General features: G+C 72.2%; 27 protein-coding genes. 19 read left to right on the top strand and 8 right to left on the bottom strand.

Annotated elements, in window-relative coordinates:
- Window positions 1-74: 74 nt before the first annotated feature.
- Genes AC3DEV_RS15530 through thpR form a run of 5 tightly spaced genes read left to right on the top strand, consistent with a single transcriptional unit; the run spans window position 75 to window position 3167 of the window.
- Window positions 75-848: a thioesterase family protein gene (locus tag AC3DEV_RS15530; RefSeq protein WP_488372672.1), complete on the top strand. Its 774-nt coding sequence runs from the start codon at window positions 75-77 to the stop codon at window positions 846-848.
- The gene (locus tag AC3DEV_RS15535) at window positions 845-1696 is read left to right on the top strand and encodes a maleylpyruvate isomerase N-terminal domain-containing protein (RefSeq protein WP_488372673.1); all 852 of its coding nucleotides are present in this window, start codon (window positions 845-847) and stop codon (window positions 1694-1696) included. The genes AC3DEV_RS15530 and AC3DEV_RS15535 overlap by 4 nt, the downstream gene beginning before the upstream one ends.
- 13 nt (window positions 1697-1709) lie before the next feature.
- A complete protein-coding gene (locus AC3DEV_RS15540; RefSeq protein ID WP_488372674.1) occupies window positions 1710-2135 on the top strand; it encodes a fluoride efflux transporter FluC in 426 nt (141 codons plus the stop codon).
- Window positions 2132-2557, top strand: a complete 426-nt coding sequence (locus tag AC3DEV_RS15545; RefSeq protein ID WP_488372675.1) for a fluoride efflux transporter FluC — start codon at window positions 2132-2134, stop codon at window positions 2555-2557. Before AC3DEV_RS15540 ends, AC3DEV_RS15545 begins: the two co-directional genes overlap by 4 nt.
- Window positions 2558-2576: 19 nt before the next feature.
- On the top strand, window positions 2577-3167 hold the full coding sequence (thpR, locus tag AC3DEV_RS15550) for an RNA 2',3'-cyclic phosphodiesterase (protein ID WP_488372676.1): 591 nt from the start codon (window positions 2577-2579) through the stop codon (window positions 3165-3167).
- Between the two features lie 14 nt (window positions 3168-3181).
- Here the strand turns inward: thpR and AC3DEV_RS15555 are convergent, their stop codons facing one another.
- Window positions 3182-3838: a hypothetical protein gene (locus AC3DEV_RS15555; protein WP_488372677.1), complete on the bottom strand. Its 657-nt coding sequence runs from the start codon at window positions 3836-3838 to the stop codon at window positions 3182-3184.
- A gap of 197 nt (window positions 3839-4035) precedes the next feature.
- On the opposite strand from AC3DEV_RS15555, the gene AC3DEV_RS15560 reads away from it, so the two are divergent.
- Both AC3DEV_RS15560 and AC3DEV_RS15565 read left to right on the top strand, forming a co-directional pair.
- Window positions 4036-4662, top strand: coding sequence for a nucleosidase (locus tag AC3DEV_RS15560; protein ID WP_488372678.1), 627 nt, complete (start codon window positions 4036-4038; stop codon window positions 4660-4662).
- A 79-nt stretch (window positions 4663-4741) separates the two neighbouring features.
- A complete protein-coding gene (locus AC3DEV_RS15565) occupies window positions 4742-6283 on the top strand; it encodes an HNH endonuclease signature motif containing protein (RefSeq protein ID WP_488372679.1) in 1542 nt (513 codons plus the stop codon).
- A 5-nt stretch (window positions 6284-6288) separates the two neighbouring features.
- Here AC3DEV_RS15565 and AC3DEV_RS15570 read toward each other — a convergent pair whose 3' ends face one another.
- Entirely contained in the window at window positions 6289-6741 is a 453-nt protein-coding gene (locus AC3DEV_RS15570) for a molybdenum cofactor biosynthesis protein MoaE (RefSeq protein ID WP_488372680.1), read from the bottom strand.
- A complete protein-coding gene (moaCB, locus tag AC3DEV_RS15575; protein ID WP_488372681.1) occupies window positions 6738-7793 on the bottom strand; it encodes a bifunctional molybdenum cofactor biosynthesis protein MoaC/MoaB in 1056 nt (351 codons plus the stop codon). The genes AC3DEV_RS15570 and moaCB overlap by 4 nt, the downstream gene beginning before the upstream one ends.
- Before the next feature lie 85 nt (window positions 7794-7878).
- Between moaCB and AC3DEV_RS15580 the strand changes: the two genes are divergently transcribed.
- Window positions 7879-8964 (top strand): NADH:flavin oxidoreductase/NADH oxidase, encoded by a 1086-nt coding sequence (locus AC3DEV_RS15580; protein WP_488372682.1) that lies wholly within the window; start codon window positions 7879-7881, stop codon window positions 8962-8964.
- Between the two features lie 7 nt (window positions 8965-8971).
- Here AC3DEV_RS15580 and AC3DEV_RS15585 read toward each other — a convergent pair whose 3' ends face one another.
- A complete protein-coding gene (locus AC3DEV_RS15585) occupies window positions 8972-11290 on the bottom strand; it encodes a fatty acid desaturase (RefSeq protein ID WP_488372683.1) in 2319 nt (772 codons plus the stop codon).
- A 102-nt stretch (window positions 11291-11392) separates the two neighbouring features.
- Between AC3DEV_RS15585 and AC3DEV_RS15590 the strand changes: the two genes are divergently transcribed.
- The 4 genes from AC3DEV_RS15590 (at window position 11393) to AC3DEV_RS15605 (ending at window position 13947) form a co-directional block, all read left to right on the top strand.
- Complete coding sequence (locus AC3DEV_RS15590) at window positions 11393-12421, top strand: AraC family transcriptional regulator (RefSeq protein ID WP_488372684.1); 1029 nt, start codon at window positions 11393-11395, stop codon at window positions 12419-12421.
- Window positions 12418-13038: a class I SAM-dependent methyltransferase gene (locus AC3DEV_RS15595; protein WP_119193026.1), complete on the top strand. Its 621-nt coding sequence runs from the start codon at window positions 12418-12420 to the stop codon at window positions 13036-13038. The genes AC3DEV_RS15590 and AC3DEV_RS15595 overlap by 4 nt, the downstream gene beginning before the upstream one ends.
- Complete coding sequence (locus AC3DEV_RS15600; RefSeq protein ID WP_488372685.1) at window positions 13035-13697, top strand: TenA family protein; 663 nt, start codon at window positions 13035-13037, stop codon at window positions 13695-13697. Before AC3DEV_RS15595 ends, AC3DEV_RS15600 begins: the two co-directional genes overlap by 4 nt.
- Window positions 13698-13791: 94 nt before the next feature.
- Window positions 13792-13947, top strand: a complete 156-nt coding sequence (locus tag AC3DEV_RS15605) for a DUF6131 family protein (RefSeq protein WP_096906278.1) — start codon at window positions 13792-13794, stop codon at window positions 13945-13947.
- A gap of 105 nt (window positions 13948-14052) precedes the next feature.
- On the opposite strand, the gene AC3DEV_RS15610 is transcribed toward AC3DEV_RS15605, so the two are convergent.
- Both AC3DEV_RS15610 and AC3DEV_RS15615 read right to left on the bottom strand, forming a co-directional pair.
- Window positions 14053-14541 carry a BLUF domain-containing protein gene (locus AC3DEV_RS15610; protein WP_488372686.1) on the bottom strand — a complete coding sequence of 163 codons (489 nt, stop codon included), beginning with the start codon at window positions 14539-14541 and terminating at the stop codon, window positions 14053-14055.
- An 83-nt stretch (window positions 14542-14624) separates the two neighbouring features.
- Window positions 14625-15905 (bottom strand): molybdopterin molybdotransferase MoeA, encoded by a 1281-nt coding sequence (locus AC3DEV_RS15615; RefSeq protein ID WP_488372687.1) that lies wholly within the window; start codon window positions 15903-15905, stop codon window positions 14625-14627.
- 76 nt (window positions 15906-15981) lie between these two features.
- Between AC3DEV_RS15615 and AC3DEV_RS15620 the strand changes: the two genes are divergently transcribed.
- The 6 genes from AC3DEV_RS15620 (at window position 15982) to AC3DEV_RS15645 (ending at window position 23392) form a co-directional block, all read left to right on the top strand.
- Window positions 15982-17412, top strand: coding sequence for a uracil-xanthine permease family protein (locus AC3DEV_RS15620; protein ID WP_488372688.1), 1431 nt, complete (start codon window positions 15982-15984; stop codon window positions 17410-17412).
- Between the two features lie 68 nt (window positions 17413-17480).
- Complete coding sequence (gene moaA, locus AC3DEV_RS15625) at window positions 17481-18536, top strand: GTP 3',8-cyclase MoaA (protein ID WP_374220856.1); 1056 nt, start codon at window positions 17481-17483, stop codon at window positions 18534-18536.
- 31 nt (window positions 18537-18567) lie between these two features.
- The gene (locus AC3DEV_RS15630) at window positions 18568-18831 is read left to right on the top strand and encodes a MoaD/ThiS family protein (protein ID WP_227022118.1); all 264 of its coding nucleotides are present in this window, start codon (window positions 18568-18570) and stop codon (window positions 18829-18831) included.
- Window positions 18832-18834: 3 nt separating this feature from the next.
- Complete coding sequence (locus AC3DEV_RS15635; RefSeq protein ID WP_488372689.1) at window positions 18835-19644, top strand: molybdate ABC transporter substrate-binding protein; 810 nt, start codon at window positions 18835-18837, stop codon at window positions 19642-19644.
- Between the two features lie 39 nt (window positions 19645-19683).
- Entirely contained in the window at window positions 19684-22344 is a 2661-nt protein-coding gene (locus AC3DEV_RS15640) for a multicopper oxidase domain-containing protein (protein ID WP_488372690.1), read from the top strand.
- A gap of 133 nt (window positions 22345-22477) precedes the next feature.
- Window positions 22478-23392: a VOC family protein gene (locus AC3DEV_RS15645; protein WP_488372691.1), complete on the top strand. Its 915-nt coding sequence runs from the start codon at window positions 22478-22480 to the stop codon at window positions 23390-23392.
- A 19-nt stretch (window positions 23393-23411) separates the two neighbouring features.
- On the opposite strand, the gene bluB is transcribed toward AC3DEV_RS15645, so the two are convergent.
- A complete protein-coding gene (gene bluB / locus AC3DEV_RS15650; RefSeq protein WP_488372692.1) occupies window positions 23412-24020 on the bottom strand; it encodes a 5,6-dimethylbenzimidazole synthase in 609 nt (202 codons plus the stop codon).
- Window positions 24021-24107: 87 nt separating this feature from the next.
- On the opposite strand from bluB, the gene AC3DEV_RS15655 reads away from it, so the two are divergent.
- A complete protein-coding gene (locus tag AC3DEV_RS15655; protein WP_167457859.1) occupies window positions 24108-24245 on the top strand; it encodes a hypothetical protein in 138 nt (45 codons plus the stop codon).
- 59 nt (window positions 24246-24304) lie between these two features.
- On the opposite strand, the gene AC3DEV_RS15660 is transcribed toward AC3DEV_RS15655, so the two are convergent.
- Window positions 24305-25285, bottom strand: coding sequence for a tellurite resistance/C4-dicarboxylate transporter family protein (locus AC3DEV_RS15660; protein WP_488372703.1), 981 nt, complete (start codon window positions 25283-25285; stop codon window positions 24305-24307).
- Window positions 25286-25305: the final 20 nt, after the last annotated feature.

Raw genomic sequence — 25305 nt, forward strand, 5'->3', positions numbered from 1 at the left:
ATGCCTTTTTCGCACTCGGTGCGAAGGATGTGTACTTGCCCACTGCATTCGCTCAGAGCGTGTGGTCAGAAAGCATGTTGAGCGGCCCCGCCGTCGTCGTGGCCGCGGCCCGCACGCTCGAGCACGAATTCGGTGCCGAGGAGTTCCACCCCGCCCGCCTCACCGTGGACCTGTTCGCTCCGGTACGCAATGAACCACTGGTCGTGCGGACCGAGGAGATCCGCAGCGGCAACCGCATCCGCGTGGCCGACGCCCGCCTGCTCCAGGGCGGCAAGATCGTCGCCCGTGCCACGCTCGTCCAGCTGCGCCGCGGTGAGCAGCCGCCGGGCAGAGTGTGGCAGTCCGGGCGGGCGCTCGCGGCACCGGCCGGCGCGGATCCCGGGGAGTCCGGGCCGGGGACCACCGTGTTCTTCGGCAGCGGCGAGCCCGGCCCCTCGTGGGACCGCGACATGGGTGCGCATCAGAACGACCAGCGCAAGCGCTTCTGGATCCATCCGTTGGACGTGGTGGTGGGGGAGTCGGCGTCCCCGTTCCAGCGGGCCGTCATCGTGTCCGAGTCCACGAGTCTCATGACGCACTGGGGGGACGAGGGGATCGGCTTCATCAACGCCGACCTCACCGTGGCACTGGCCCGGCTGCCGAGGTCGGGGGACATCGGGATCGAGGCCGACGAGCACGTCAGCTCGGACGGCGTCGCCGTGGGCACGGCCTCGCTGTTCGACCATGACGGGATGTTCGGCACCGGCACCGTGGTGGCGGTGTCCAACGCGGGGCGACAGATCGACTTCACCCGACGTCGGGCGGACGGCAACGACCGCCCCGGTTCCGACGAGGCGACCCGCGTATGACCGCCCGGCTCGGCCGGACCAGGATGCTCGACGCGCTCGAGGCGCAGGTCGGGCTGGTGCGGTTCGCGCTGGCCGGGGACGGGCTCGGGGCCGGCGTGGACGTCACCGCCCCGGTGGGTTCGTGCCCGGGGTGGACCGTGCACGACCTGGTGGTCCACCTGGGCACGGTCAACTGGTGGGGCGGCGCCACGGTCCGCGAGGCCACGCCCGACTCGCGGACCCGGGGGATGAGCCCGGTCAAGCACTCCGCGCCGCCGGCGACCGAGGGGTCCGCCGCGCTCGTCGACTGGTACTCGGGCCTCGCCGCCGAGATGCTCAGGACCTTCACCGACACGGCCCCCGACGCGCCCGCCTGGACCTTCTCCGGCCCGGGCCGCGCCGACTTCTGGCCGCGGCGCCAGCTCCACGAGACCCTCGTCCACCGGTGGGATCTCGAGAACGCCCTGCACGGTGCCGCCGCCACCACGCCTGTGCCGGAGGACGTCGCCGTGGACACGGTCGACGAGTTCTGCACGGTCATGCGTCCGCACATGGCCGCCCACGTGCCGCCGCTCATGGTGACGATCCGGCTGCGCGCCCTACCCCACGGCCCGGAGGGGGCGGCCGCGGGAGGCCTCGCCACGGGCGCCGAGCCGGTGGGGGCGGGGTCCCTCGGTGCGTTGGAGTGGGAGCTGCTCGCAACGGACGGTGCGGGCCCCGATTCCACGGGCGTGGTCGAGGTGGCGGGGCCGCCGGAGGCCCTCGCGCTGCTGCTGTGGGGACGCGTCGGTGCCGACGCCGCAGGCCTGGAGGTCACCGGCGACTGCGACGGCCTCGACGCCGCCCTGAAGGCCGGACTGTCCACGTGAGCGGACCGACGCAGTGAGGTTGCCCGCCGCGGTGGCGTTGGTCGCGGTCGGTGGCGCCGTCGGGACCTACGCGCGGGTCGCGGTGTCGCTGGTGGTCCCCGATCCGGCGCTCGTGGCGACCCTGGTCGTGAACCTGGTGGGCGCGTTCGCGCTCGGGTACCTGGCGACCCGGCTCGCCGACGGTGCTGACCGGGATGGTGCACGCCCCGGCTGGGAACGACGACGAGGTGCGCGACTGCTGCTCGGGACCGGCTTCTGCGGGGGATTCACCACGTACTCCCTCATCGCCCAGCAGGCCGCGATGCTCATGCAGCGGGGCGATGTCCCCGTCGCCGTCCTCTATGCCGCCACCACGCTGGCGCTCGGCGCGGTGGCGACGATGCTCGGGATCGTCCTGGCGTCCCGGGGGCGTCAGGACCGGGCGCGGGCGTCCACGTGAGCATCACGCTGGTACCCATGGCGTGGGATGACGTCGTGCTGGCCGGGTGGCTCGCGCTGGGCGGAGGCGGCGGCGCGGCACTGCGGTATGTGGCGGACGTGGCGGTGTCCTCGCGCTGGCGGCGCCCGTTCCCACTGGCGACGTTCCTCATCAACGTGTCGGGTTCACTGGCCCTCGGCCTGCTCGTGGGCTGGTTCCACGCGGGCTCCGCAGGGCCCGGCTGGTCGTTGGCGGCCCCCGTGATCGGTACCGGTCTCCTCGGCGGGTACACGACGTTCTCCACCGCGAGCTACGACACGCTCCGCCTCGGCGGCGAGGGGCGGGTCGTCATGGCGCTGGCCTACGCGGTGGGCACGATGTCCGTCACGATCGCCGCCGCCGCGCTGGGCTTGTGGCTGGGCGCGCGGTGGGCCACGGTGTAGTGATGGGCACGGTGGGGTGATGGGGCATCGGATGTTCGTCGCGGTCGTGCCGCCCGACGAGGTTCGCGAGGAAATGGAGCGGTTCCTCGAGCCGCGGCCGGGCCTGACGTGGACGAAACCCGCCCAGTGGCACCTCACCCTGACGTTCTGTCCCGACGTCGACGACTGGCGCCTCGACGAGCTGACCGAGCGGCTGGCGGCGGTCGCCCGGAAGCGCGAGCCGTTCATGCTCCGGCTGGCGGGCGCGGGGGCGTTCCCCTCCGTCGAGCGGGCCAGGGTGTTGTGGGCGGGGGTCGATCAGCCCGAGGAGCGGCCACTGAACGCACTGGCGGCGGGGGTCCGCTCGGCCGCCAATGCGGCGGGCTGCGCCCCGGACGGCGCCCGGTTCCGTCCGCACCTCACGCTCGCCCGGCTCGGCGGCCGCGACGATGCGACCGCCTGGCTGCGGGTGCTCGACACCTTCTCGAGCAGCGAGTGGGAGGTCTCCGAGATCGCACTCGTCGACTCGTTCCTCGGCGAGGGGCCCCGCGGTCGGGCCCGCCACGAGGTCGTGGCCCGGTTTCCGCTGGGTGTGGGCGAGCGACGCTGGTGGGACCCGTCCGGGGGCTGAATCGGGCGGGCCGGTCAGAGCCCTGAGCACTGGCCTTCGCGGGCGCCGGCGACCTGGTTGCCGCCACCTGTTGGGGCCTGGGCATTGGCCTCACACTCGAGATCCCCGCCGATCGTGTTGCCCTCGAACCGCTGCGGGCCGGAGTTGCGCTCCGACTCCAGGCTGTCGCCGATGCGGACGTTCTCCACGATCGCCTCGCCGCCGGAGTCCAGCTCGATCGAGCCGGACACCTCGCCGCCGGAGATCAGGACGACGGGGTGTCCCTCGGCCTCGATGTCCTCGGTGACGCGGACGTTCGTCGTCTCGAGTCGGCCGCCATCGAGGACGTCGATGTCGCCGGTGACGGTGAGGTCGGACAGCACGCACGTCTGGCCGTCACGGACGGTGACGTCGCCGGTGACGTCCTGCCCGGAGATCTCGGTGTCGCAGTTCGCGCGGTCGACGTCGGTCGCCCCGTCCCGGCGATCCCCGGCGGGCTGCCGGGACGTGTCGGTCGTGGCCTCGGTCGCTGCCTCGGCCGGGGCGGTCACGGTCGCCGTGACGGTCTGGTTTGCCGCGGCCGGTTCGTCATCGGATCCGGAGGAGCAGCCGGCGGCGACGAGCAGGGCGGCCACCGGGAGGGCGAGGAGGGCCCGACGTCGTGCGGAGGGGGTGGGGGCGTGGAGGGACATAGAGGGCAACCTTTTCGCTCGGGGCGCCGGGGCCTGACACAGGCTCCGGCCCAGTGGGTTGGACTCCACGGTAGGTGCGGGACATGAGGCCTGGATGAAGAGCAGAGGAAGGCCTTGTCATCTACGGGGCGGTGGGGATCGTCTCACCCGGCCTTCCGTGGGCTCGGGCGGGCGGGGCGACGGCTACCGTATGGCGCGTGGAACTCATCGGGACCGTCGATCCGGCTCACCCTCTCGTCGTCGTCGCACTGGAGCAGGAGGCGCGGCACTTCGTCACCGACTTCCCCGTACTCGTCACGGGGGTCGGCAAGGTGCGTGCGGCCGTGGCCGTCGCGCACGCGCTCGGCGGCGGGGTGCGACCCCGCGAACTGGTCAACGTGGGCACCGCCGGTGGGCTGCACCCGGGGATGGAGGGCACGCACGAGATCGTGACCGTGTTCCAGCACGACTTCGACGACCCCGCCCTGCACGCCGTCACCGGCCGGCACGACGGGCCGCCGCTGGCACTGTCCGCCGTGCGCGCGGTGACCCCCGAGCACGCCGCGGCGCCGTCGGGGCCCGGGGGGACGGCCGCACCCGTCCTCGCGACCGGCGACAGTTTCGTTGCCGGCGGTCCGGTGCGGGACCGCCTGGCCGGGATCGCCGACCTGGTGGACATGGAGGGGTACGCGGTGGCCGCGGCGGGCGCGATGCTGGGCGTCCCCACGCGGCTGGTCAAGCACGTCTCGGACTCCGCCGACGACTCCGCGGGCACCACGTGGGTCGAGGGCGTCGACGCCTGCGCGCGGATCCTGGCGCAGTGGGTGGGTACCCGGTTGGGGTGAGTGATCGAACCCTTGTGCTATCCCTTCGGCGCGGGTACTGTCGAATGTAGGTTCGATGCCGGTGGCGGAGGGAGGTGGGATGGTGACGACGACGAGTGCGCTGTTCGCAGTACCCGAGCCCCTCGGCATGGTCGACATGGAGGCCGTCAGCGAGGCTGCCCGTGCCGCGACGCTGGCGCAGAACCGTGCCGGGTCCACGCGGCTGGAGGCGGCACATGTCCTGGTCGAACAGTTCGCCCGGGCCGAACAGGCGCAGTCGGAGGAGGCCGACGAGGCCGGCGCCGGTTCGCGCCGACCCGCGTACGCCCGGCTGGATCCGGAGGCCCGGGCCCGCGATCACCTCGTGGCGGCGTGTCAGCTCACGTGTTGGCACGCTGCGCGGTTGGTGACGGCCGGGACGCAGATCCACCGGCGACTGCCCCGTTTGCGATCCACGGTCGACCGAGGGCTGCTGCCAGAGCAGTTGGCGGTCGATATCGCATGTCGCCTGGCGGAGGTGCCGGACGCGATCGTGTCGGTCGTGGAGGACGAGGTGGTCGCGCGCTTCACGGACGATCTCGACGGTGGCGACCGGCCCACCCGCAACGCGGTGGACTCGGCGATCGATGACGCCGTGGAGCGGCACGACCCGGCTGCCGCGCAGGACGCCGCCGCCGCGGCGGCCGCCACCCGCTCGGTCCGATTCCGCGGTGACCGGAACGGGATGGCCACGATGTGGGCCAAGCTCACCGCCGCCGATGCCGAACTCCTCCGGCGTCGCATCGAGACCGACGCGTCGGCCGCCTCGGCGGACGGACTGGACGGTTCCCTGGATCAGCTCCGCGCCGACGCCCTCGCCGCGCTCGCCGTCTATCCGCCTGCTGGTGGCCCGTCCGCGACCAGCCCCGGCGCCGGCTCCGGCTCCGGCCCGGCCCCTGCGTCCGAGCACGACGGCATCGAGCTCGGCGACGTCAGGCTCGGGGCGGACCTACCCAGGCCCACACTGGGCAACGCCGCGCGGGCCGGTCAGCCGATCCGCATCAGCGTGATCGCCTCCGCGGCCCGGGGCCTGCCCAACCGTGTCGAATTCGTCCACGGCACCTACAGCAGCGTCGAATGGCTCTGTACGGAACTGCTCGAGGGCGACGACGCGAGCGTGCGGTTCGAGCTCATCGACCCTGCCCCCGGCGTGCTCGACTCCCCGGAACACGCCCTGCGCTACGTGATCACCCCGGCGATGGCCGAGCGCATCCGCATGCGCGACGGCACCTGCCGACATCCGGGGTGCTCGGTTCCCGCCGAGGCCTGTGACGTGGACCATGTGATCGCGTTCAACACGAAGGACCCTGAACTCGGCGGGCCGACCACCGAGTGGAACCTCGTCTGCCTGTGTCGGAAACACCACCGAGAGAAGACGTTCGGGACCAACGCCTACCGGTCCGGGCCGTTGGGTGAACTCGTCATCATCACCGACACCGGACACGAACACCGCACCAGACCCAAGGGCCCCTTGGCCCGTGCCCGTGACGCCATCTGGGAACGCGAGTGGAACGCCTTCGCCGACCGCATCGTCGCCGACGACGGCACACTCATCAATCCGCCGGGCCACACCCGGCACGGACCCCGCACACGGCCGGCCTGACCGACTCAGCAGTCGCCGACGCCCACCCATTCGGAGACGCCGTCGGTGAAGCGCTGCCGCTTCCAGATGGGAACGCCGTGCTTGAGACGCTCGATGAGCTCGGAACACGCAGCGAACGCCTCGGCCCTGTGCGGCGCCACGGCGACCACGACCACCGCGACCTCGCCCACCGGCAGCACGCCCACGCGGTGGACGGCGGAGATACGGACGGTACGCCCGGAATCGGCCGGCGAGGTGTGCTCGACCGCGACCTCGTCGCAGAGCCGGGCGAGCGTGTCGCGGGCCGTCGGGTGGGCCGAATACTCGATGTCGTGGACCTCGCGGCCCCCGTCGTGGTCGCGCACGACGCCGGAGAACGTCACCATCGCCCCGTCGGCGCTGGTCCAGACGGCCTTCTCGACCTCGCGCGGATCGATCCCCCGGTCGGTGATGTCCACCAGCGGACTGGAGACGCTCATCGGTGTCCTCCTCCGTGGGCGTGGACGTCGAGCAGGTGCTCGAGCAGGTCGTCGAGGACCGCCAACCCGTCGCGGACCCCGCCCGTCGAGCCCGGCAGGTTCGCCACCAGGGTACGTCCGGCGAAGCCCGCGAGCCCGCGGCTCATCGCCGCCGTCGGCGTGGCCGCCAGGCCGCGGGCCCGCATCGCCTCGGCGACGCCCGGCAGCTCCAGCTCCAGGTGCGGCGCGGTGGCCTCCGGCGTGCGGTCGTCGGGGGCGACCCCCGTGCCGCCGGTGGTGAATAGGACCGCAGGGGAGCGGCGGACGTGCTCGGTGACGGCCGTGGCGATGTCGGCGTCGGCCACCACGTGCACCTCGACCGGCGAGAAACCGCGCTCGAGGAGCCATCCCTCGATGGCGGGGCCGGTGGTGTCCTCGCGGTGGCCGTGCGCGGCGGCGGTGGACGAGACGACGACGACACCACTTCGGCCGGAATCGAGCGCGGCGGGCCCGGTGTTCGCGCGCGCCACCTCGTCGTCGTCGTTCCCGGTCGCCTCCTCGGATTCTCGCGTCCAGTCACCGCGTTTGCCGCCCGTCTTGGCGGCGAGGCGGACCCCGTCCATGGTGGCGAGCGGGTCGACGGCCTTGACCATGTCGTGCAGCGTCAGTCCGGCCACCGAGACGGCGGTCAGGGCTTCCATCTCGACACCCGTCCTGCCCGTCGTCTTGGCGGTGGCCTGCACGTGGATCTCGCCGGCCTCGTCGTCGAGGTCGAAGCTCACCTTGACCGAGTTCAGCGGGATCTGGTGGCACAGCGGGATGAGCTCGGAGGTCTTCTTGGCCGCGCCGATCCCGGCCAGGCGGGCGGTGGCCAGGACGTCGGCCTTGCCCAGCGAGTCTCCTGCGACCATGGTCACGACGTCGGGGCGGGTGCGGAAGACCCCCTCGGCCGTGGCGGTCCGGGTGGTGACGGCCTTGTCGCCGACGTCGACCATGCGCACGCGGCCCTCGGCGTCGAGGTGGGTGAGCTGCGGCTCGGGTGGTGAGCCCTGTCCGGTCGGCGCGTCAGTCATGCCGTTCACGGTAGTCGGCCGGGTGCGGCGGGCTCCGGGGGTGCGGCGAGGCGGGGCGTCACGGGGTGCGGGTTTAATCGCGGACATGGCGATGCTCTTCGAACCGATCCGTATCCGCGACCTCGAGATCCGGAACCGGGCGTGGCTCTCGCCGATGTGTCAGTACTCGTGCGAGGACCGTGACGGGGTGCCCACGCCGTGGCATCTCGTGCACCTGGGCGCGCGGGCGCAGGGCGGGTTCGGCCTGATCCTCGCGGAGGCCTCGGCGGTGGTGCCGGAGGGGCGGATCAGTCCCGAGGACGCCGGCCTGTGGAACGACACGCAGCGCGACGCGTGGGCTCCTATCGTGGACTTCGTGCACTCCCAGGGGGCGGCGATCGGCATCCAGCTGGCGCACGCCGGACGCAAGGCGTCGGCGTACCGGGCGTGGCCCGGATACCCGGTCGGCTCACTTCCGCCCGAGGAGGGTGCGTGGACGACGGTCGCGCCCTCGGCGATCGGGTTCGGCGACATGGCGAGACCGGAGGCGCTGGACGCCGACGGGATCCGCGCGGTGGTGACCGCGTTCGCCGACGCCGCCCGCCGAGCCGACCACGCCGGGTTCGACGTCGTGGAGATCCACGCCGCCCACGGGTACCTCATCCACGAGTTCCTCTCGCCGCTGTCCAACGAGCGGGACGACTCCTACGGCGGTTCGCGCGACAACCGGGCCCGGCTGCTGCTGGAGATCTGCGACGCGGTGCGGCAGGTGTGGCCGGAGGGTAAGCCACTGTTCGTCCGGATCTCGGCGACGGATTGGGTGCCCGGCGGCTGGACCCCGGAGGATTCGCGCTGGTTGGCAGGCCGGCTCGCCGAGCACGGGGTCGACCTGGTGGACGTCTCCTCGGCCGCCAACACCCCCGACCGGCCGCCGGTCGAACTGGAGCAGGGCTACCAGGTGCCGCTGACCGAGGAGGTGCGCGCGTCGGGTGCAGTCCTGGCGGGCGCCGTGGGGCTCATCAGTGACCCGGAGTACGCCGAACAGCTGCTGGTCGACGAGCGCGCTGACGTGGTGTTCCTCGGGCGCGCCGCACTGCGCGAGCCCGCCTGGCCACAGCGCGCGGCTGCCGAACTCGGCCTGGACTGGCGGCGGGCCCCGTACCCGCCGCAGTACACGCGCGGGAAGTGGTGACGGCCGACTAGAGATCCAGCTCGACGTCCGAGCAGGCCAGCGCGGTGCAGACGGTGACGCGCTCCTGCGCGACGGCGCCGGGTGCACGGTCGGCGGCCTCCGCGCGGATGGTGCCGCTGAGCTTGGGCGTCACACACGCTTTGCACAGCCCGCGCTGGCAGCCGGTGGGCACGGCGATCCCGGCGCGGCCGGCCGCCTCGAGCAGGGTGGTGGCACCGTCGATCTCCACCGCCGTGCCGGTGCGGCGGAAACGGACGGTGTAGCGACTGCCGTCGTCGTCGGGCCGGTCCAGTTCGGGCGCGGTGAACGATTCGGCGTGGAACCGCCCGGCCGGCTGGCCCAGGTCACGCAGCCACCCGCGCGTCAGGTCGATGAGCGCGGCCGGGGCACACACGTAGGTCTCGCGATCGGCGGCGTCGGGGACCACGCGCTGCAGGAGCTCTGGGCCGAGTCGGCAGGTGGAGAGGTCCTCGCGCGCGGACGGTGCATCGGTGAACAGGTGCAGGGTGATGCCGGAGTCGCGGGCGAGCTCGCGGAGTTCGGACTCGAAGATGATCGAGCGGTCGTCGCGGTTGACGTACAGCAGCGTCGCGTCGGGGCGGGTACCGGTGGCTCCGTCGGGCTGGCCGCGGCGCGCGTCGCGGGCGATGCGGCGCAACAGACTGATGATCGGGGTGATCCCCACCCCGCCGGCGATGTGCAGGGATTTCGCACCCGGCGAGGGCGTCGGGAAGTCGCCCGAGGACTGCGGCACGCCGACCAGTGTCACGTGGTCGCCCGCGCGCAACGAGTCGTTGAGCCGGGTGGACACCCGCCCGCCCTCGACGCGCTTGACGCAGATCTCCATGGCGCCCCCGGCATCCGCCTCCGCGTCCGAACTGTCGCGGACCAGGCTGTACTGGCGGACCGACTCCTCGCCGCCCTGACCATCGCCGGCGCGATCGCCTCCGCCGGCGACCCGGAGCGACACGTACGCTCCGGCATCCCACCCGATGTCCTCCCAGCCGCGCGGGCGGGCCAACCGCACCGACACGGCCTGGCCGTCGGCGACGGGCGTCGCGGACAGGACCCTGACCGGCACGTTGTGGAAGCGCGGCTTGTCCAGGTACGGCGACTCGGGCAGGGGCCTGTAGGACAGCCCGGCGCGCACGCGGCGTACGAGTGAGGCGGGGTCGCGCAACAGTGTCGAGGGGCGGCCGAACTCGCGCTCGCCGAACGGGACCGACAGCCCGGTGAGCGTCTTGGCGATCAGCGGCACCGTCTCGAGTAGCGGCGTCTCGTGGTACGGCAGTCCGTACTTCGCGGCGATCGCCCGGACCTCCGGGGCGATCCTGCGCTGCATCGAAGGTGGCAGATCGGGGAAGAGGTGGTGCTCGACGTGGGTGTCGAGGCCGCCGTAGAAGATCCGCAGGTCGGGGCGATCGGCGAACGGCACCTCCTCCTCCAGGACCCGCGCGAGGGCGTCGTCCATCTGCGTGCTGGGCAGGAAGTTGCGGGTCGCCCGGATCTGCCGCTCGTAGTACTGGTCGGCGGTCTCGTCGGGGCCGGGGTCGGTGAACAGCTCCAGCTCGCCGGCGTGGTGCTCGATGAACACCAGGAACAGCACCGCCATGTAACCGGTGACGCCGCCGAGGTAGTTGGCCAGCAGGGTGGGCAGCGGCTTCCACCCCGAGCGGAACGGCTCGTCGACGAAGCGACGTCGGAGGTCGCGTCCGGCGATCCGGGCGGGCGAGCGCAGGGTGTAGGCGCTGAAGAACGGGTCGCCGGAAACCTTGCGGGCGATGTTGGCCAGGAAGAACGGAGCCGCTGCCGGGGCCGCGGCCGCCAGCGCCGAGATGAGCGCCACCTGACCGAGGTGGTGGCCGTACCAGTCCTGTCCGGCGCTGCCGCGGAAGATGCTGTAGCCGAGGTCGTGGTCCTTGCCGACGATGTTCGTATTGGGGTGGTGGCCCACGTGATGCATCGTCTTCCAGTGGTCGACGTCCACGTTGAAGTCCCACTCGTAACGGTCGGAGTGATAGTCGCCGTTGCCGGGCAGGTGGTCGTAGCTGCCGTGGACGATGTTGTGCCCGAGCTCGGAGAACTGCATGAGCCGGTACATCATCTCCAGCGCCGTGGCCCGCCGGATCGCCCGCGGCCCGCCCTCGCGCAGCAACTCGCGGCGACGGGCGTCGATCGCCCGGCCGTAGGCGGTGACGTTGCGGATGTGCGCCAGGTCGTCCTCGCCGACGGCGGCCTTGGCCCGCGCGTACAGCGCCCGGATCTCGTCGGCGAGGCCGGTGGGGCCGGCTGACTGGGCGGTTCCTGCGCGTGCGGCGAGAGTCATGACTGTGACGCTAGCCACCCGACGCGGGCGCGGAAAGGTCGCAAACGGGCGCAGAGTTGGCATTTTCGGACATCCGCCGCCCGGTGTTGCTACGGTCGGCCGATGGACTCCTCGCCGGTATGGGCGGTGCCGCGGGGCACCGAGGGCGTCCGCATCATGGTGGAGGGCGGGCTGGCCCACGGGATGACGACGACGGAGTGCCTGGCCGGCACGGGCCTCGATCCCGGCGACCTCCACGACGAGACCGCGCAGATCTGGGCGCACCAGGAGTTCACGGTGATCCGCACCCTGCTCGCGCGCCTCGGAGACCGGCCCGGGCTGGGGGCGGGCGTCGGTGCCCACTCCACCATCGGACGGACCGGCGTCATCGGCTTCATGATGCTCGCGGGCCCCACCGTGCGGGCGGCGATCGATCGCGCGATCCCCTATCTCGCCTTGTCCCCGACCCACGTGCAGTTCTCTCTCGAGGTGGACGGCCCGGACGGCGGGGCGGTCCTGGTCGCCGCCGACGACCAGATCCCCGCCGACGTGCGCACCTTCGTCGTGGAGCGGGACCTGGCAGGGTTGGCCGCGGCGTTCCGCGGTGCCCGGATCGACCTGGGGCCGGTCTCGCTCGAGACGACCCTCGGCCCGGAGAGCGCGGCGATGGTCGGGCACGCGTGGGGCCTGGCGCCGGACACAGTCACGCCGCACGCCGCGCGCAACCGGCTGACCGTCTCGCGACAGGCCCTCGAGGCCGAGCTGCCGCAGGGCGACGAGAACACGGCGCGAGTGTTCGAGCGGCAGTGCCGCGAGCTCCTCGCCGACAGGCTCGCGCGGGTCGGCGTGGCCGGCCAGGTGCGCAGCCGGCTCCGGCACGAGCGCGGGACCTGGCCGTCGATGGCGGACGTGGCGGCGGAACTGCACGTCGATGTCCGCACCCTGCGACGCCACCTCGGAGCGGAAGGGACCTCGTATCGGACGCTGGTCGACGAGGTGCGGCATCAGCGGGCGCTCGAGCTGCTGGTGCACGACGTCCCGGTGGCCGAGGTGGCCGCCGAGCTGGGCTACTCCGAGACCGCGACCTTCTCCCGCAGTTTCCGCCGGTGGGAGGGTGTACAGCCGAGTCGCCGACGGGGGAGGTCGTCGTGACCGGGGAGGTCGGAGCGGCGTATTCGAGCCGCGCACAGGAGTACATCGACCACCTCGGTTCTATCGCGTCGGTCCACCCCTCGGACCTCGAGCTGGTCGCGCGCTGGGCGGATCAGCTCGACGGGCCGCTGATCGATGCAGGCTGCGGCCCGGGGCACTGGACGGGCCACCTGGCGGCCCGGGGCGTCGACGTGCGCGGAGTCGACCAGGTACCGGAGTTCGTGAGTCACGCCCGCCGAGCTCATCCCGGGTGTCGATTCGAGGTGGGTGACCTCGACGCGCTACCCCGGTCGCCCGGCGAGGTCGCGGGGATTCTCGCCTGGTACTCGCTCATCCACCACGAACCGGCCACCGTGCGACCGACGCTGTTGCGGATGGCGCGGTGTCTGCGCCCCGGCGGCGGACTACTGCTCGGGTTCTTCCACGGTGCGGAGGTCGAACGGTTCGATCACGCCGTGGCCGGGGCCTACCGCTGGTCGGTTGAGGCCCTGTCGGAGGAGTTGCGGATGGCAGACTTCGAGGTGATCGAGACCTACACGCGGACCGGGCCGGGAGCTCGACCTCACGGCGCGATCGTCGCCCGCCTGATGTCCGCCCACGACGGGAGAGCCGAGTGACCCTGTTCGAGACCCTGAAAGACCGCTGCCGTCCAGAGTGGGAGGCCTATACCGAACACGAGTTCGTCACCGAGCTCGGGCAGGGCACCCTGCCGCTCGCGGTGTTCCAGGACTACCTGGTGCAGGACTTCCACTTCCTGGTGCAATTCGCCCGCGCCAACGCGCTCGCCGCCTACAAGAGCCGCACCCTCGCCGACATCACCGCCGCCCACCGGGCGACCGGCGCGATCCTCGCGGAGACCGAACTGCACCTGCGGCTCACCGACCGCTGGGGAATCCCGCGTGCCGAACTCGAGGCCGCCGCCGAGAAGCAGGCGACCGTCGCCTACACCCGGTACGTGCTGGACTCCGGCATGGCGGGGGGCCTGCTCGACCTGCATGTGGCGCTGGCCCCGTGCACGATCGGCTACGCCGAGATCGGCGCGCACCTGGTGCCCCGGCTCGCCGAGCACGACGGCGAGCACCCGTACGGCGAATGGATCTCCGAGTACTCGGGCGCGGAGTTCACCGCCGCCGCCCGCGCCGCGATCGAGCAGCTCGACGTGCTGTCCGAGGGCGGACTCACCGACCGCCGCCTCGACGAGCTCACCGAGGTGTTCCGCACGGCCACCCGGCTGGAGATCGACTTCTGGCAGCAAGCGCTCGACAGCACAGGATGAGGCGCGGGCGTGACCGGGCGCGATCGGTCGCGGACTCTGTGGGACGTGGGTACGCTCAGTCGTTCCTGAAAAATTACGGTGAAAGGACGACTACATGATCATTCTTGGCGCAATTCTCTTGATCCTCGGATTCCTCTTGGACATCCCCATCCTCTGGACGATCGGTCTCGTGCTCATCGCGATCGGCGTCATCCTCGTCATCCTCGGTGCGGCAGGCCGCGCGGTCGGTGGACGTAAACACTGGTTCTGACACGCCGGGTCACATCTGACCCGGGGTGAGCACGAGCGTCCGGCGCACATCCCGCTAGTAGCGGGTGCGTCGGACGCTCGTCATTTACCCGTCTGCTGAGCCGGGTCAGGACGCGGCGGAGTGTTCCTTCGCCTTGAACCAGGTCGACACGTCGTCGGCCGCCCGTCGCACCGTGCCCCCGTCCGCACCGGCGGCGAGGTCGTTGAAACTGTCGCTCACGCCGTGGAGGCCGGCCGGCTCGTGGGCCCCGGGCGTCCCGAATCCCATGCGCCAATCGGGGAAGCTGCGGTCGACGGTCGTCTCGGTGAGGATCACGCGGAGGTGGTGGTGCCGCTCATCGGCGATGATGTCGTCCAGGAGGGCATCGATCTCGGCCGGTGGGCCCTCGAGGAACTGGATGAAGCAGTCGTCCCGGAAGAGCAGGATGCCGGTGATCCCCACGCGACGATTGCGGTGCCTGGCAGTGCGCAGGATCGACTCGAAGTCCTCGGGCACCATCTGCCTGGTCGGCGTACTCGTGTACACGAGGTACTTGAGAAGGCCCTCGTCCGGCACCGCGGTCTGCACCTCGGTCGACTCGGCGTCGGAACGCATCGGGACCCCCGTTCTCGCCTGCGGCGAAGTACGACGTGCGCAGGCTGGTCAACGCACCTTCCCCCGGACTGTACGGCGTGCCCCTACAGCGGCAGGACGTCGACCTCGGCGCCGGACTCCAGTGAGGTGACGTCGGCGGGGATCTCGATCAACACGTCGGCACGGGCCATCGAGGCGACGAGGTGCGACCCCGGGCCGGAGACCGGATCGGCTGTGGGCAGAGGCCCGTCGGTCGGGTCGGCGGGGTCGGCCGGAGTGCCGTCCGCGGCCAGCGCCGCCCGCAGGTACTGCACCCTGCCGGCGGGAGAGGTGACGTCGCGGGACAGGCGGGCGCGGACGGGGCGGATCGGCGCGCGGCCGACGGCCTCGAGGATGACCGGCCGCAGGAGCACGACGAACGACACCATCGCGCTCACGGGGTTGCCCGGCAGGCACACCACGGGAGTGCCACGCCAGCTCGAGAGCCCCTGCGGGCCGCCGGGCTGCATGGCGATCGGGGCGAAACGGGCGCCCTCCCGGTCGGCGAGCACCTGGCGCACGACCTCGGCGTCGCCCATCGACACCGCGCCGACGGTCACCACGAGGTCGGCGTCCCCGGCGGCCGCGTCGAGAGTCGAGGTGAACGCCGCGCGGTCATCGCCGCTGATGAGCGTCGTGGTGACCTCGCAGCCGCACGCCTTGAGCGCGGCGGCCAGGGTGATCGAGTTGGACTCCCAGATCTGCCCGGGCGCGAGCGGCCGCCCCGGCGCCACCAGCTCGGAGCCGGTGGCCACCACCCCGACCCGCGGCCGCGGCCGCACGTCGAGTCCCGACTCCCCGAGCGAGGCCGCCGCCGCCAGGTGCCGCGCCTGCAGCCGCACCCCGGCGTCGATCACCACGTCGCCGGCCCGGACGTCGTCCCCCGGGCGACGGATGAACTCGCCCCGCGACCGCGGCGCATGCACCAGGACGACAGTGGGGTCGGTCTCGCTCACGGTCGTGTCCTCGATGGGCACCACACAATCGGCACCCCGGGGGACGGGCGCTCCGGTCATGATCTTGCAGGCCTCGTCGTCGTCGACATCGGGTCCCGGCCCGTCACCGGCGTGCACCGCCCCGACCACCGTCAGCCGCGCCGGCGAGTCGGGTCCCGCCCCGGCCACGTCAGCGGAGCGCACCGCGTACCCGTCCATCTGCGAGTTGACGAACAGCGGCAGGTCGACCGACGCCCGCAACGCCGCCGAGAGCACCGAGTCCGCGCACGCCGCGAGCGGCAGGTGCGTACTGCGGGCGGCCCGCTCGAGGACCGGCTCCAGGTGCGCACGCAGGAGCTCGCGGTACTCGGCGGGGGACGGGCGGCTCGGCCTGTCGGGCAGGGAGGTCATGTCACCACCGTAACCGCGTTGTACTGTGCCTACGGTCCGCGCGAGTGCGGCCGGACGCAGCGAGAGTGGGGAAGAAGTGGGTCTCTGGTCGGTACACGGCGACGGCAAGAACATCAGACCCGGCGAGGTGGTCGCCCCCATGGAGCGGCTGAGCTGGCCGCGGACCATCGGGATCGGCGCCCAGCACGTGGTGTCGATGTTCGGCGCGACATTCGTCTTCCCCATCATCATGGGGCTCAACCCGCAGCTGGCGATCCTCTTCTCCGGCGTGTGCACCCTCCTGTTCCTCGCGGTGGTCAAGGGGCAGGTCCCCAGCTACCTCGGCACCTCGGTGGCATTCGTCGGCGCGGTCGCCGCCATCCGCGCGCAGGGCGGCACCAGCGCCGAGGTGACCGGCGCCATGCTCGTCGCCGGCGCGACGCTGCTGGTGGTGGGCCTGATCGTGCACGTCGTGGGCGGCCGCGTGGTCACCGCGATCCTGCCGCCCGTGGTGACCGGCGCCGTGGTGATGCTGCTCGGCTTCAACCTGGCGCCGGTGGTGGCGGAGACGTACTGGCCGCAGGACCAGTGGGTCGCACTGGCGGTGATGATCGTGCTGATCGGAATGACCGTGGGGCTCAAGGGCTTCGCCGGGCGGATCGCGATCTTCCTGTCCCTGGTCTTCGGCTACGTCCTGTCCTGGGTGCTCGACCTGGTCACCGGGCCCGAGAGCCCGCGCGTGGACTGGTCGGGAGTGTGGGACGCGCCGTGGATCGGGCTGCCGCCGATGACCGACGAGGCCGCCGGCGTGGTGGGTATCCACGCGCCCGACTTCTCGCTGGCGTTCGTACTGCTTGTGGTGCCGGGCGTCATCGCGCTCATCGCCGAGAACGCCGGGCACGTCAAGGCGATCGGCGAGATCACCCGCACCGAGACCGACGGCCTGATGGGCCGGGCCCTCGCCGCGGACGGCGCGGGAACCGTGCTGGCGACCTCGTTCGGTGGATCGGCGACGACGACGTACGCCGAGAACATCGGCGTGATGGCCGCGACCAAGGTGTACTCGACGGCCGCCTACGTGGTGGCCGCGCTGACCGCGATCGTGCTGGGGTGTTCCCCCAAGCTGGGGGCCGTGATCTCCGCGACCCCGGGCGGCGTGCTCGGCGGCATCACGGTGGTGCTCTACGGCATGATCGGCCTGCTCGGCGCCAAGATCTGGAAGGAGAACCGGGTCGACTTCGGCAACCCGCTCAACCTGGTGCCGGTGGCGGCGGGTGTGGTGATCGCGGTCGGCGACACGACCCTGCTCATCACCGACGACTTCCAGCTCGGCGGCATCGCGCTGGGCACCCTCGTGGTGGTCCTGGGTTACCACCTGGGACGGGCGATCGCGCCACAGCTGCGCGACCAGGCCGAGCGCGACGAGATCCACGAGCTCACGCTGCTGGGGCCGAACCCGGACGTCCCCGCCCCGGACGTCCCCACCCCACAGGGGCGCGCCGCGAACGGGGACACAGCGGATAGGTGACCGGACGGGGGGTCGCGCGCCGCCTGACGGTGCCCCCTACACTCGGAGACACGCGACCGCGGAGGGAGGTGGGCGCCGTGACGGAACCGGACACCCGCAGCCCCTCCACGCGCCCCGCCACCCCGCTGCTCGTCGACTCCTTCGGCCGCGTCGCCCGCGACCTCCGCGTCTCGCTGACCGAGAAGTGCTCGCTGCGCTGCACCTACTGCATGCCCGAGGAAGGGCTGCCGCCCATCCCGGACGCCGCGCGGATGACCGCTGACGAGGTGATCCGGCTGGTCGCCCTGGCGCACCGCGAGCTGGGCGTGCACGAGGTCCGCTTCACCGGGGGCGAACCCCTCATGCGGGCCGACCTCGAGCGCATCATCGCCGGCACGCGGGCCGAGTGCCCCGACCTGCCGATCGCGATGACCTCCAACGGCGTGGGGCTCGAACACCGGGTCGGCGCGCTGGTCGAGGCCGGTCTGGACCGGATCAACATCTCCCTGGACACCGTCAACCGCCTCGAGTTCGCCCAACTCACCCGCCGGGACCGGCTGCCGTCCGTCCTGCGGGGCGTCCGGGCCGCGGTCGAGGCCGGCCTGGACCCGGTGAAGGTCAACGCGGTGCCCCTGCGGGCGACCCTGCCCGGAGCGCCCGACCTGCTGGAGTGGGCCCTGGCGGAGGGCGTGCAACTGCGCTTCATCGAGGAGATGCCGCTCGACGCCGACAACACGTGGTCGCGCGCCGAGATGGTGACCGCGCAGGACGTACTGGACTCCCTCGGCACCCGCTTCGACCTCGTTCCCGCCGGGCGCGAGGACCCGTCTGCGCCGGCCGAGATGTGGCGGGTCGCCGGACGCACCGTGGGAGATGCTCCCGCGACGGTCGGGGTGATCGCGACCGTCACCCGCAACTTCTGCGCCGCCTGCGACCGGACCCGCCTCACCGCCGAGGGGACCGTGCGGTCGTGCCTGTTCAGCGACGACGAGACGGACGTCCTCGGGGTGCTGAGGTCGGGCGCGCCCGACCACGAGATCGCCGAGGTCTGGCGCGGCGCGATGTGGGGCAAGCAGGCGGGACACGGCATCGGCGGCACCGCCTTCCACAGGCCGCGACGGTCGATGGGCGCCATAGGTGGTTGACGTGTCAGTGCCGGAGGATAGGGTTGACGTCGTGAGCAGGACACCGAGAGTGATCACCGTGGGGTACTACGCGGCCGCCGAGGACGCCGCGGGTACCGCCCGCGAACGGCTGCACACACAGGCCACGACCGTCGGGGAGTTGGCGCGGGAGGTCTGCGAGCGACACGGTGAGCCGCTGGCCAGCATCGTGACGGTGTCGTCGTTCCTCGTGGGTGAGGAGACGACCCGCGACCCCCACGCCTCTATCGACGGCGTCTCCGAGGTGGACGTGCTGCCTCCCTTCGCCGGAGGCTGATCGGTGAACCGGGGCCGGGCTGTCAGCGCGTTCGCTCTCGTCCTGGCGTGCTCGGGAACCGTCGCGTGCGCCGAGCCGGAGCCCGACTCCCGCGTCATGACCCTCGGGGTCGCCGCCTCGCCGTCCCTGTCCGAGGCGTTCACCGAGATGATCGACGTCTTCGAGGACGAGCACCCCGGGGTCCGGGTGAGCCTGGAACTGGGCCGCTCCGACACGATCGCCGAGGGGATACCCGCCCGCGACGACATCAACGTGTTCGCCTCCGCGGACGAGGGCTCCATGCGGTGGCTCGTCGATACGGGAGTGGCGGTCGAACCGGTGGTGTTCGCGCGCAACCACGTCGTCGTCGCGGTCCCGTCCGGAAACCCGCGCCAGGTCACCGGCCTCCGCGACCTGGAACGGCCCGACCTGCGGGTGGGGCTGTGCGAGCTGGACGTCCCCTGCGGTCGCGCGGCGGAGTCGCTGTTGGCCGTGGCGGGCGTGGCCACCCCGCCGGGGGTCCCCCGTGATCCGAGTTCGCGCGCGCTCGCGGCCCGCCTGGCGGACCATGAACTCGACGTGGGCATCGTCTACCGCACCGATGTCGCCGCGTCCCACGGCTGGGTGGCGCTGGCCGAGGTCGACCAGCGCGACAGGGAGCTGGCGCAGGACGCCGGCACGACGCGGTACACGGTGGCCAGGATCCCGGGTGCCGAGGACGGCCCCGACGCCGAGGCCGAGCGCGCGGCCGCGAGCGAGTTCCTCGAGTTGGTGACGTCGGACCGCGGCCGTCGCGCCCTCGAGATCGCCGGGCTGGCCCCGCTGCCGCAGTAGGCGTCTGCGCGGTCGGGGGGCGGACCTAGACTCGGCGGTATGGACACCGCGGCGCCCCGGACCCCGTCCCGGCGGAAGGGGTCGTGGCACCGCCGGGCGACCCGGCCCGTGCAGCTGTGGATGATCGCCCTCGTGCTGCTGGGTGTGGTCCACCGGTGGGTGCCCGCCGCGACGTGGACGATCATCCACGTCTTCACCCTCGGCCTGCTCACCAACTCGATCCTCGTGTGGGGCCAGCACTTCACCGAGACCCTGCTGCACCGGCGACCCCCGGAGGCGTCACGCGCGCTCCAGGTGCGCAGGATCATGCTGCTCAACGCCGGGATCGTGGTCCTGGTCGTGGGCATGATCGGGTCGTGGCCGATCCCGATCGTCACCGGCGCCACGGTCGTGGGCGGCGCGGTGGCCTGGTACGTCGTGGACCTGGTCGGTCAGCTGCGGGCGGCGGCACCGACCCGGTTCCGGCCGATCGTCCGGTACTACGCCGTGGCGGCCGCGTTCCTGCCCGCCGGGGCGGTGGCCGGTGCCTTCATGGGGGTCGGCGTCCCGGGGGAGTGGGCCGTCCGCCTGCACGCGTTCCACCTCGCGGTCAACGTCCTGGGGTTCGTCGGGATCACCGTCCTGACCACCCTGGTGACCTTCTGGGCGACGGTACTGCGCACCCCCATGGCCGCCGGCCAGGACGCGGCGGCGGTCCGGTCCCTGGGGGTGATGTCGGTCGCGGTGGTGGTGGCCGCGGCGGGCTCGCTCGCGGGCGTGACGCCGGTGACCGCCACGGCACTGGGCGTGTACCTGCTGGCCGTGCTGTGGCACCTGGTCCACCTCGTCCGCACCGCGCGCACGGCGCCGCCGCGGGAGTTCGCCTCGATGAGTATCGCGTGTGGGCTGGTGTGGTTGCCGGTGTCGTTGGGGTGGGCGACGTGGCTCGTCGCGACCGGCCGGATCGGCGAACTGGGACAGGTGACGACCCCGCTGCTCGCCGGTGCGGCCGCCCAGATCCTCTTCGGGGCGATGAGCTTCCTCATGCCCACCGTGATGCGGGGTGGTCCGGCGGCGGTGCGGGCGGGGATGGTGGAGATGAACCGCCTGGTCGCCTTCCGCCTCGTCCTGGTCAACGCCGGCCTGGTTGTCTTCCTCGTGCCCGGTGGGACCAGTTGGACCCGGGTCGTCGGCTCCACGCTGGCGTTCGGAGGGTTCGCGCTGTTCCTGCCGGTGATGATCCGCGCCGTCCGCGCGCAGTTGGCCGTCATCCGGGGCGCGGCCGCGGCCCGCGAGGCCGGCGAGAAGCCCGCCCGCGTCACCCCGGGCACGTCCCGGCCGGAGATCGCGCCCGGCCGTCGGCGGAATCTGGTCGGCGCGCTGTCCGCCGCGCTGGTGGTGGTCCTCGCCACGGGGGCCGCGCTCGCCGCCGACCCGTCCTCGCCACTCCGCCGCACCGGTCAGGCCGCGTCGGTCACCCCGACCGGGAGCACGACGACCGTGGAGGTCACGGCGGTGGGGATGAGGTTCGAACCGAACACGGTGACGGTCCCCGCCGGCGACCGGCTGGTGATCGAACTGACGAACGACGACGACACGACGGTGCACGACCTGTACCTGACCAACGGGGCCGGCTCGGGCAGGATCGACCCGGGCGGAACCGCCACGGTGGACGCCGGCGTGGTCGGGCGTTCCCTCGAGGGATGGTGCACGATCGCCGGGCACAGAGCGATGGGCATGACCTTCCAGGTCCGGGTCGAGGGCGGTGATCCCGCCGCCGGGGACGACGCCCATGGTGGGGCCGGGGGCGCCGCGGGCATCGCCCCCGCCGAGGCGATCGATGTGCTGGCCCCGCCCTCCGACGAGTTCGTGACCCGCGACCCGGCCCTCGCGCCCGCCCCGACGGGCCGCGAACACCGGATCACCCTCACGGTCGAGGAGACCACCGACGAACTCGCGCCCGGGGTGGTGCGGCCCGTGTGGACCTACAACGGCGGGCTGCCGGCCCCGACCCTCCGCGGCACGGTGGGTGACACGTTCATCGTCACCCTCCGCAACGAGGGGAGCATCGGACACTCGATCGATTTCCACGCCGGCGACGTCGGTCCCGACGAGGTGATGCGGACGATCCCGCCGGGCGAGGAGCTGGAGTACCGGTTCACCGTGACTCGGGCCGGCGCCTGGCTCTACCACTGTGCGACCGCGCCCATGAGCGGCCACGTCGCCGCGGGGATGTTCGGCGCGCTCATCGTGGACCCGCCGGGCCTGACCGAGGTGGACCGCGAGTACGCCCTGGTCCAGTCCGAGTCGTACCTCGGTGCCGAGGACGAGCCGTTCGACTCCGGCAAGATCGCGGCCGGGCAGCCCGACCTGGTGATGTTCAACGGGCACGCGACCCAGTACCGGCGGGACCCGCTGACCGCCCGGGTCGGCGAGACCGTGCGCGTGTGGGTGGTGGCGGCCGGACCGAGTGACGGGACGAGCTTCCACGTGGTGGGCTCACAGTTCGACACCGTGTACAAGGAGGGCGCCTACCTGCTGCGGGACGGGCGGGACGCCTTCGGCAGTGGGAACGGGGGCGCACAGGCGCTCGACCTGGCCCCGTCGCAGGGCGGGTTCGTGGAGATGACCTTCGTCGAGCCCGGGCGCTACACGTTCGTGGACCACTCGTTCGCCGACGCCGAGAAGGGCGCGGCGGGCTTCCTCGACGTCACGGAGTAGACGCCGCGGAGTAGGCGCCCCGGCCGGCGGTCCCGCGGGGGTGGGTGACGCATCACGGAATAGGCGAGCGGGTGGGCCGGTTGATATAGATGACACATCACGCAACCGCGATGCCGAGAGCAAGGAGGGCACCATGCCCGTCTACGTCCAGAACCCCGATCCCCGCAGCCTGGCCGAGCGCCCGGCCGACGACCTGCTCGCGGCCGACACGCGCATGGGTGCGGTCGAACTCCTGGTCCGGGACCTGGACTCGATGATCGCGTTCTACGCCGACGGCGTGGCCCTGGACGTGCTCGAGCAGGCCGGCGAGACCGCCGTGCTCGGCCGGGCGGGTCGACCGATCGTGCGGATGCGCCGCATGCCCGAGCTGCCGCCGCGCGGGCAGGGGCAGGCCGGACTGTTCCACACCGCGGTGCTGTTCGACGACGAGCCGTCGCTGGCCGCGGCCGTCGCCTCGGTCGCCCGGCATGCGCCGAGATCCTTCACCGGCAGCGCCGATCACCTCTACAGTCAGGCGTTCTACTTCGACGACCCCGAGGGCAACGGTGTCGAGCTGTACACCGACCGGCCCCGCGACACCTGGGCCACCGAGCCCCACGGGTTGCTGAAGGTGGCCACCAACCCGCTGGACCCCAACGCCTTCCTGCGCACGCACCTCACCCCGCCGGTCGCGGGTTCGTCGATCGGGGCGTCCGCGACGCTGGGACACGTCCACCTCCAGGTCGGCGACATCGGGACGGCCCGCGACTTCTACGTCGACGCCCTCGGCTTCGAGGTGATGAGCGACGTCGGCTCCGCACTGTTCATCGCCGCCGGCGGGTACCACCATCACATCGCGGTCAACACCTGGGGCACGGCCGGCGCCGGCCCGCGCGCGGCGGCCCTGGGCCTGGGCCTGGTGAACATCGAGCTGCCCACCGCGGACGATGTCGACGCACTGCGGGAGCGACTGGCCGACCACCGGATCGAGACACGTCACGACGGCGCGGTCCTGCGATTCGACGACCCGTGGGGGACCGTCATCGAGGTCGGGGTCGAGCGGGCCTGACCCCGGTCCCCCGGCGTGGTCAGACCCAGTCGACGGACAGCGGGGAACGACGTCCCCACCCGACGGTCTGCAACAGTGGTTCGTCCAGCTCCAGGGCAGGGTGCCCGAGGCACAGGTAGGCCAGAGGGCGTGCGCCCGGCGGAAGCCGCACGCTGTCGGAGAGATGGCCGGGTTCCACGAGACTCACCCATCCCATACCGAGGCCTTCCGCCGTCACCGCCAGCCACAACAGGGTGATCGCGGCGACCACGCTGTACTCGGTCGCCGCCGGGACGCTGGTGGTCCCGAGGATCGGACCCGGCGGCGGCACATGGCTGACCACCAGGCCCACGGGCGCCTGGAGGATGCCCTCCAGGCGGAGCGAGTCGTACAGTTCGCGGCGTTCGCCGCCGAACCGTTCGGCCTCGGCGGCGCGGACCGCGCGGAAGCCGGAGTGGATGGATTCCCGTACGGCGCGGTCCTCGACCACCGTGACGTGCCACGGCTGGCTCAGTCCGACACTCGGCGCGACCGCGAAGACCTCGAGCAGTCGCTCGATGGTCTCCCGCGCGACCGGTGTCGGGTGGAAGTGACGATGGTCGCGGCGGGTCGACAGGATGCGCCACAGGGCGTCGCCGTCACTTCTCATATCCGTACTCCTCGGACTCCACTCTCGGCCGGTCGCGGTAGGGGCCCACCGACTCTAGACTGGCGCCCCCGGACATGGAGGTACACGATGGCATTCCTACGCAATGCACTGAGGAGCGGGATCGCGCTCAAGGCCGTACAGGTGGTCAAGCGCGAGGCCTCGAAGCCCGAGAACCAGCGCAAGGCCCGCGAGTTCGCGGAGAAGATGCGCAACCGCCGGCGCTGACGGTTCGACCCGTCCCGCCCCTGACGGCGGGGCGGGTTCGGCACCGCCACTCCGGCCCGTCATGTCGGGACCCGCGTGACCCGCGGGAGTCTGGATCGGATCATGCCGACGAGCGCGATGAGCCAGGCCGCGACCGCGACCCACATCCACGTCTCGCCGATCCAGGCGACGATCGGCAGGTCGTCGGCCCGCCCGAGGTACATCCCCGCGACGGCGTACATGCCGAGTGGGAAGACGATCGACCACCAGGTGGGTTCGAATCGGAACGGCACCCTCTTGATCCCGTGACGCCACACCCCCACCGCCACCAGGGCCGGGATGAGCCAGGTGGCGAAGCACCAGAACACCACGACCAGGCCCGCGACGAGTCCTCGCACGGCGTCGACCATCGGGGCGCTGGCCATCTCCACGATCCGTGCGCCGGCGACGACGGTGATCGCCACCGCCCCCATCGAGACCCAGTACGGGGGATCGAGCTCCCGCGGATCCAGCGGGTAGAGCATGAGCCGGAGCGAGACGAACACCGCGCACGCCACGTAGAGGACGACGCCGACCGACCAGGACGCCACGGCCACGATCGCGAGGGCGTCGCGGGCCGACTCGAAGTGGGGCTCCAGGGTCGCCGCGGCGACGGCCACCGACTGGCTGGCGACGACCCAGATGAACCAGGTGCCGTTGGCCTCCGCGACCACGGGGCGCTCGTCGCGGGACAGGACCGCGATCCAGGGGACCGTGTAGCCGAGCACGATCCAGACGGCCGCGCCGACGCAGAGGAGCGCCACGGACGCCACGAGCAGGTGCCGCCCCGCGAGCGCCACCGCGAGAACGTTCGTCCCCGCGACGAACGTGAAGAAGAGGAACGCGGTGCGGGAGTCATGCAGGTCGGCGACGACCTCGGCGCGGAAGGCGATCAGCCGCCACAGGGTGAGGAGCACGAGGATCCCGTACTCGATCGCGGTGAGCACGATCAGGATCACGGACACCGTCTCCCAGCCCCGCTGCCCGGCTCCCACGGCGACGATCCCCGTCGCCATGACCATGGCGAAGTACCCCGGAGACA

Source organism: Dietzia sp. IBK-p2-15D, assembly GCF_057773105.1.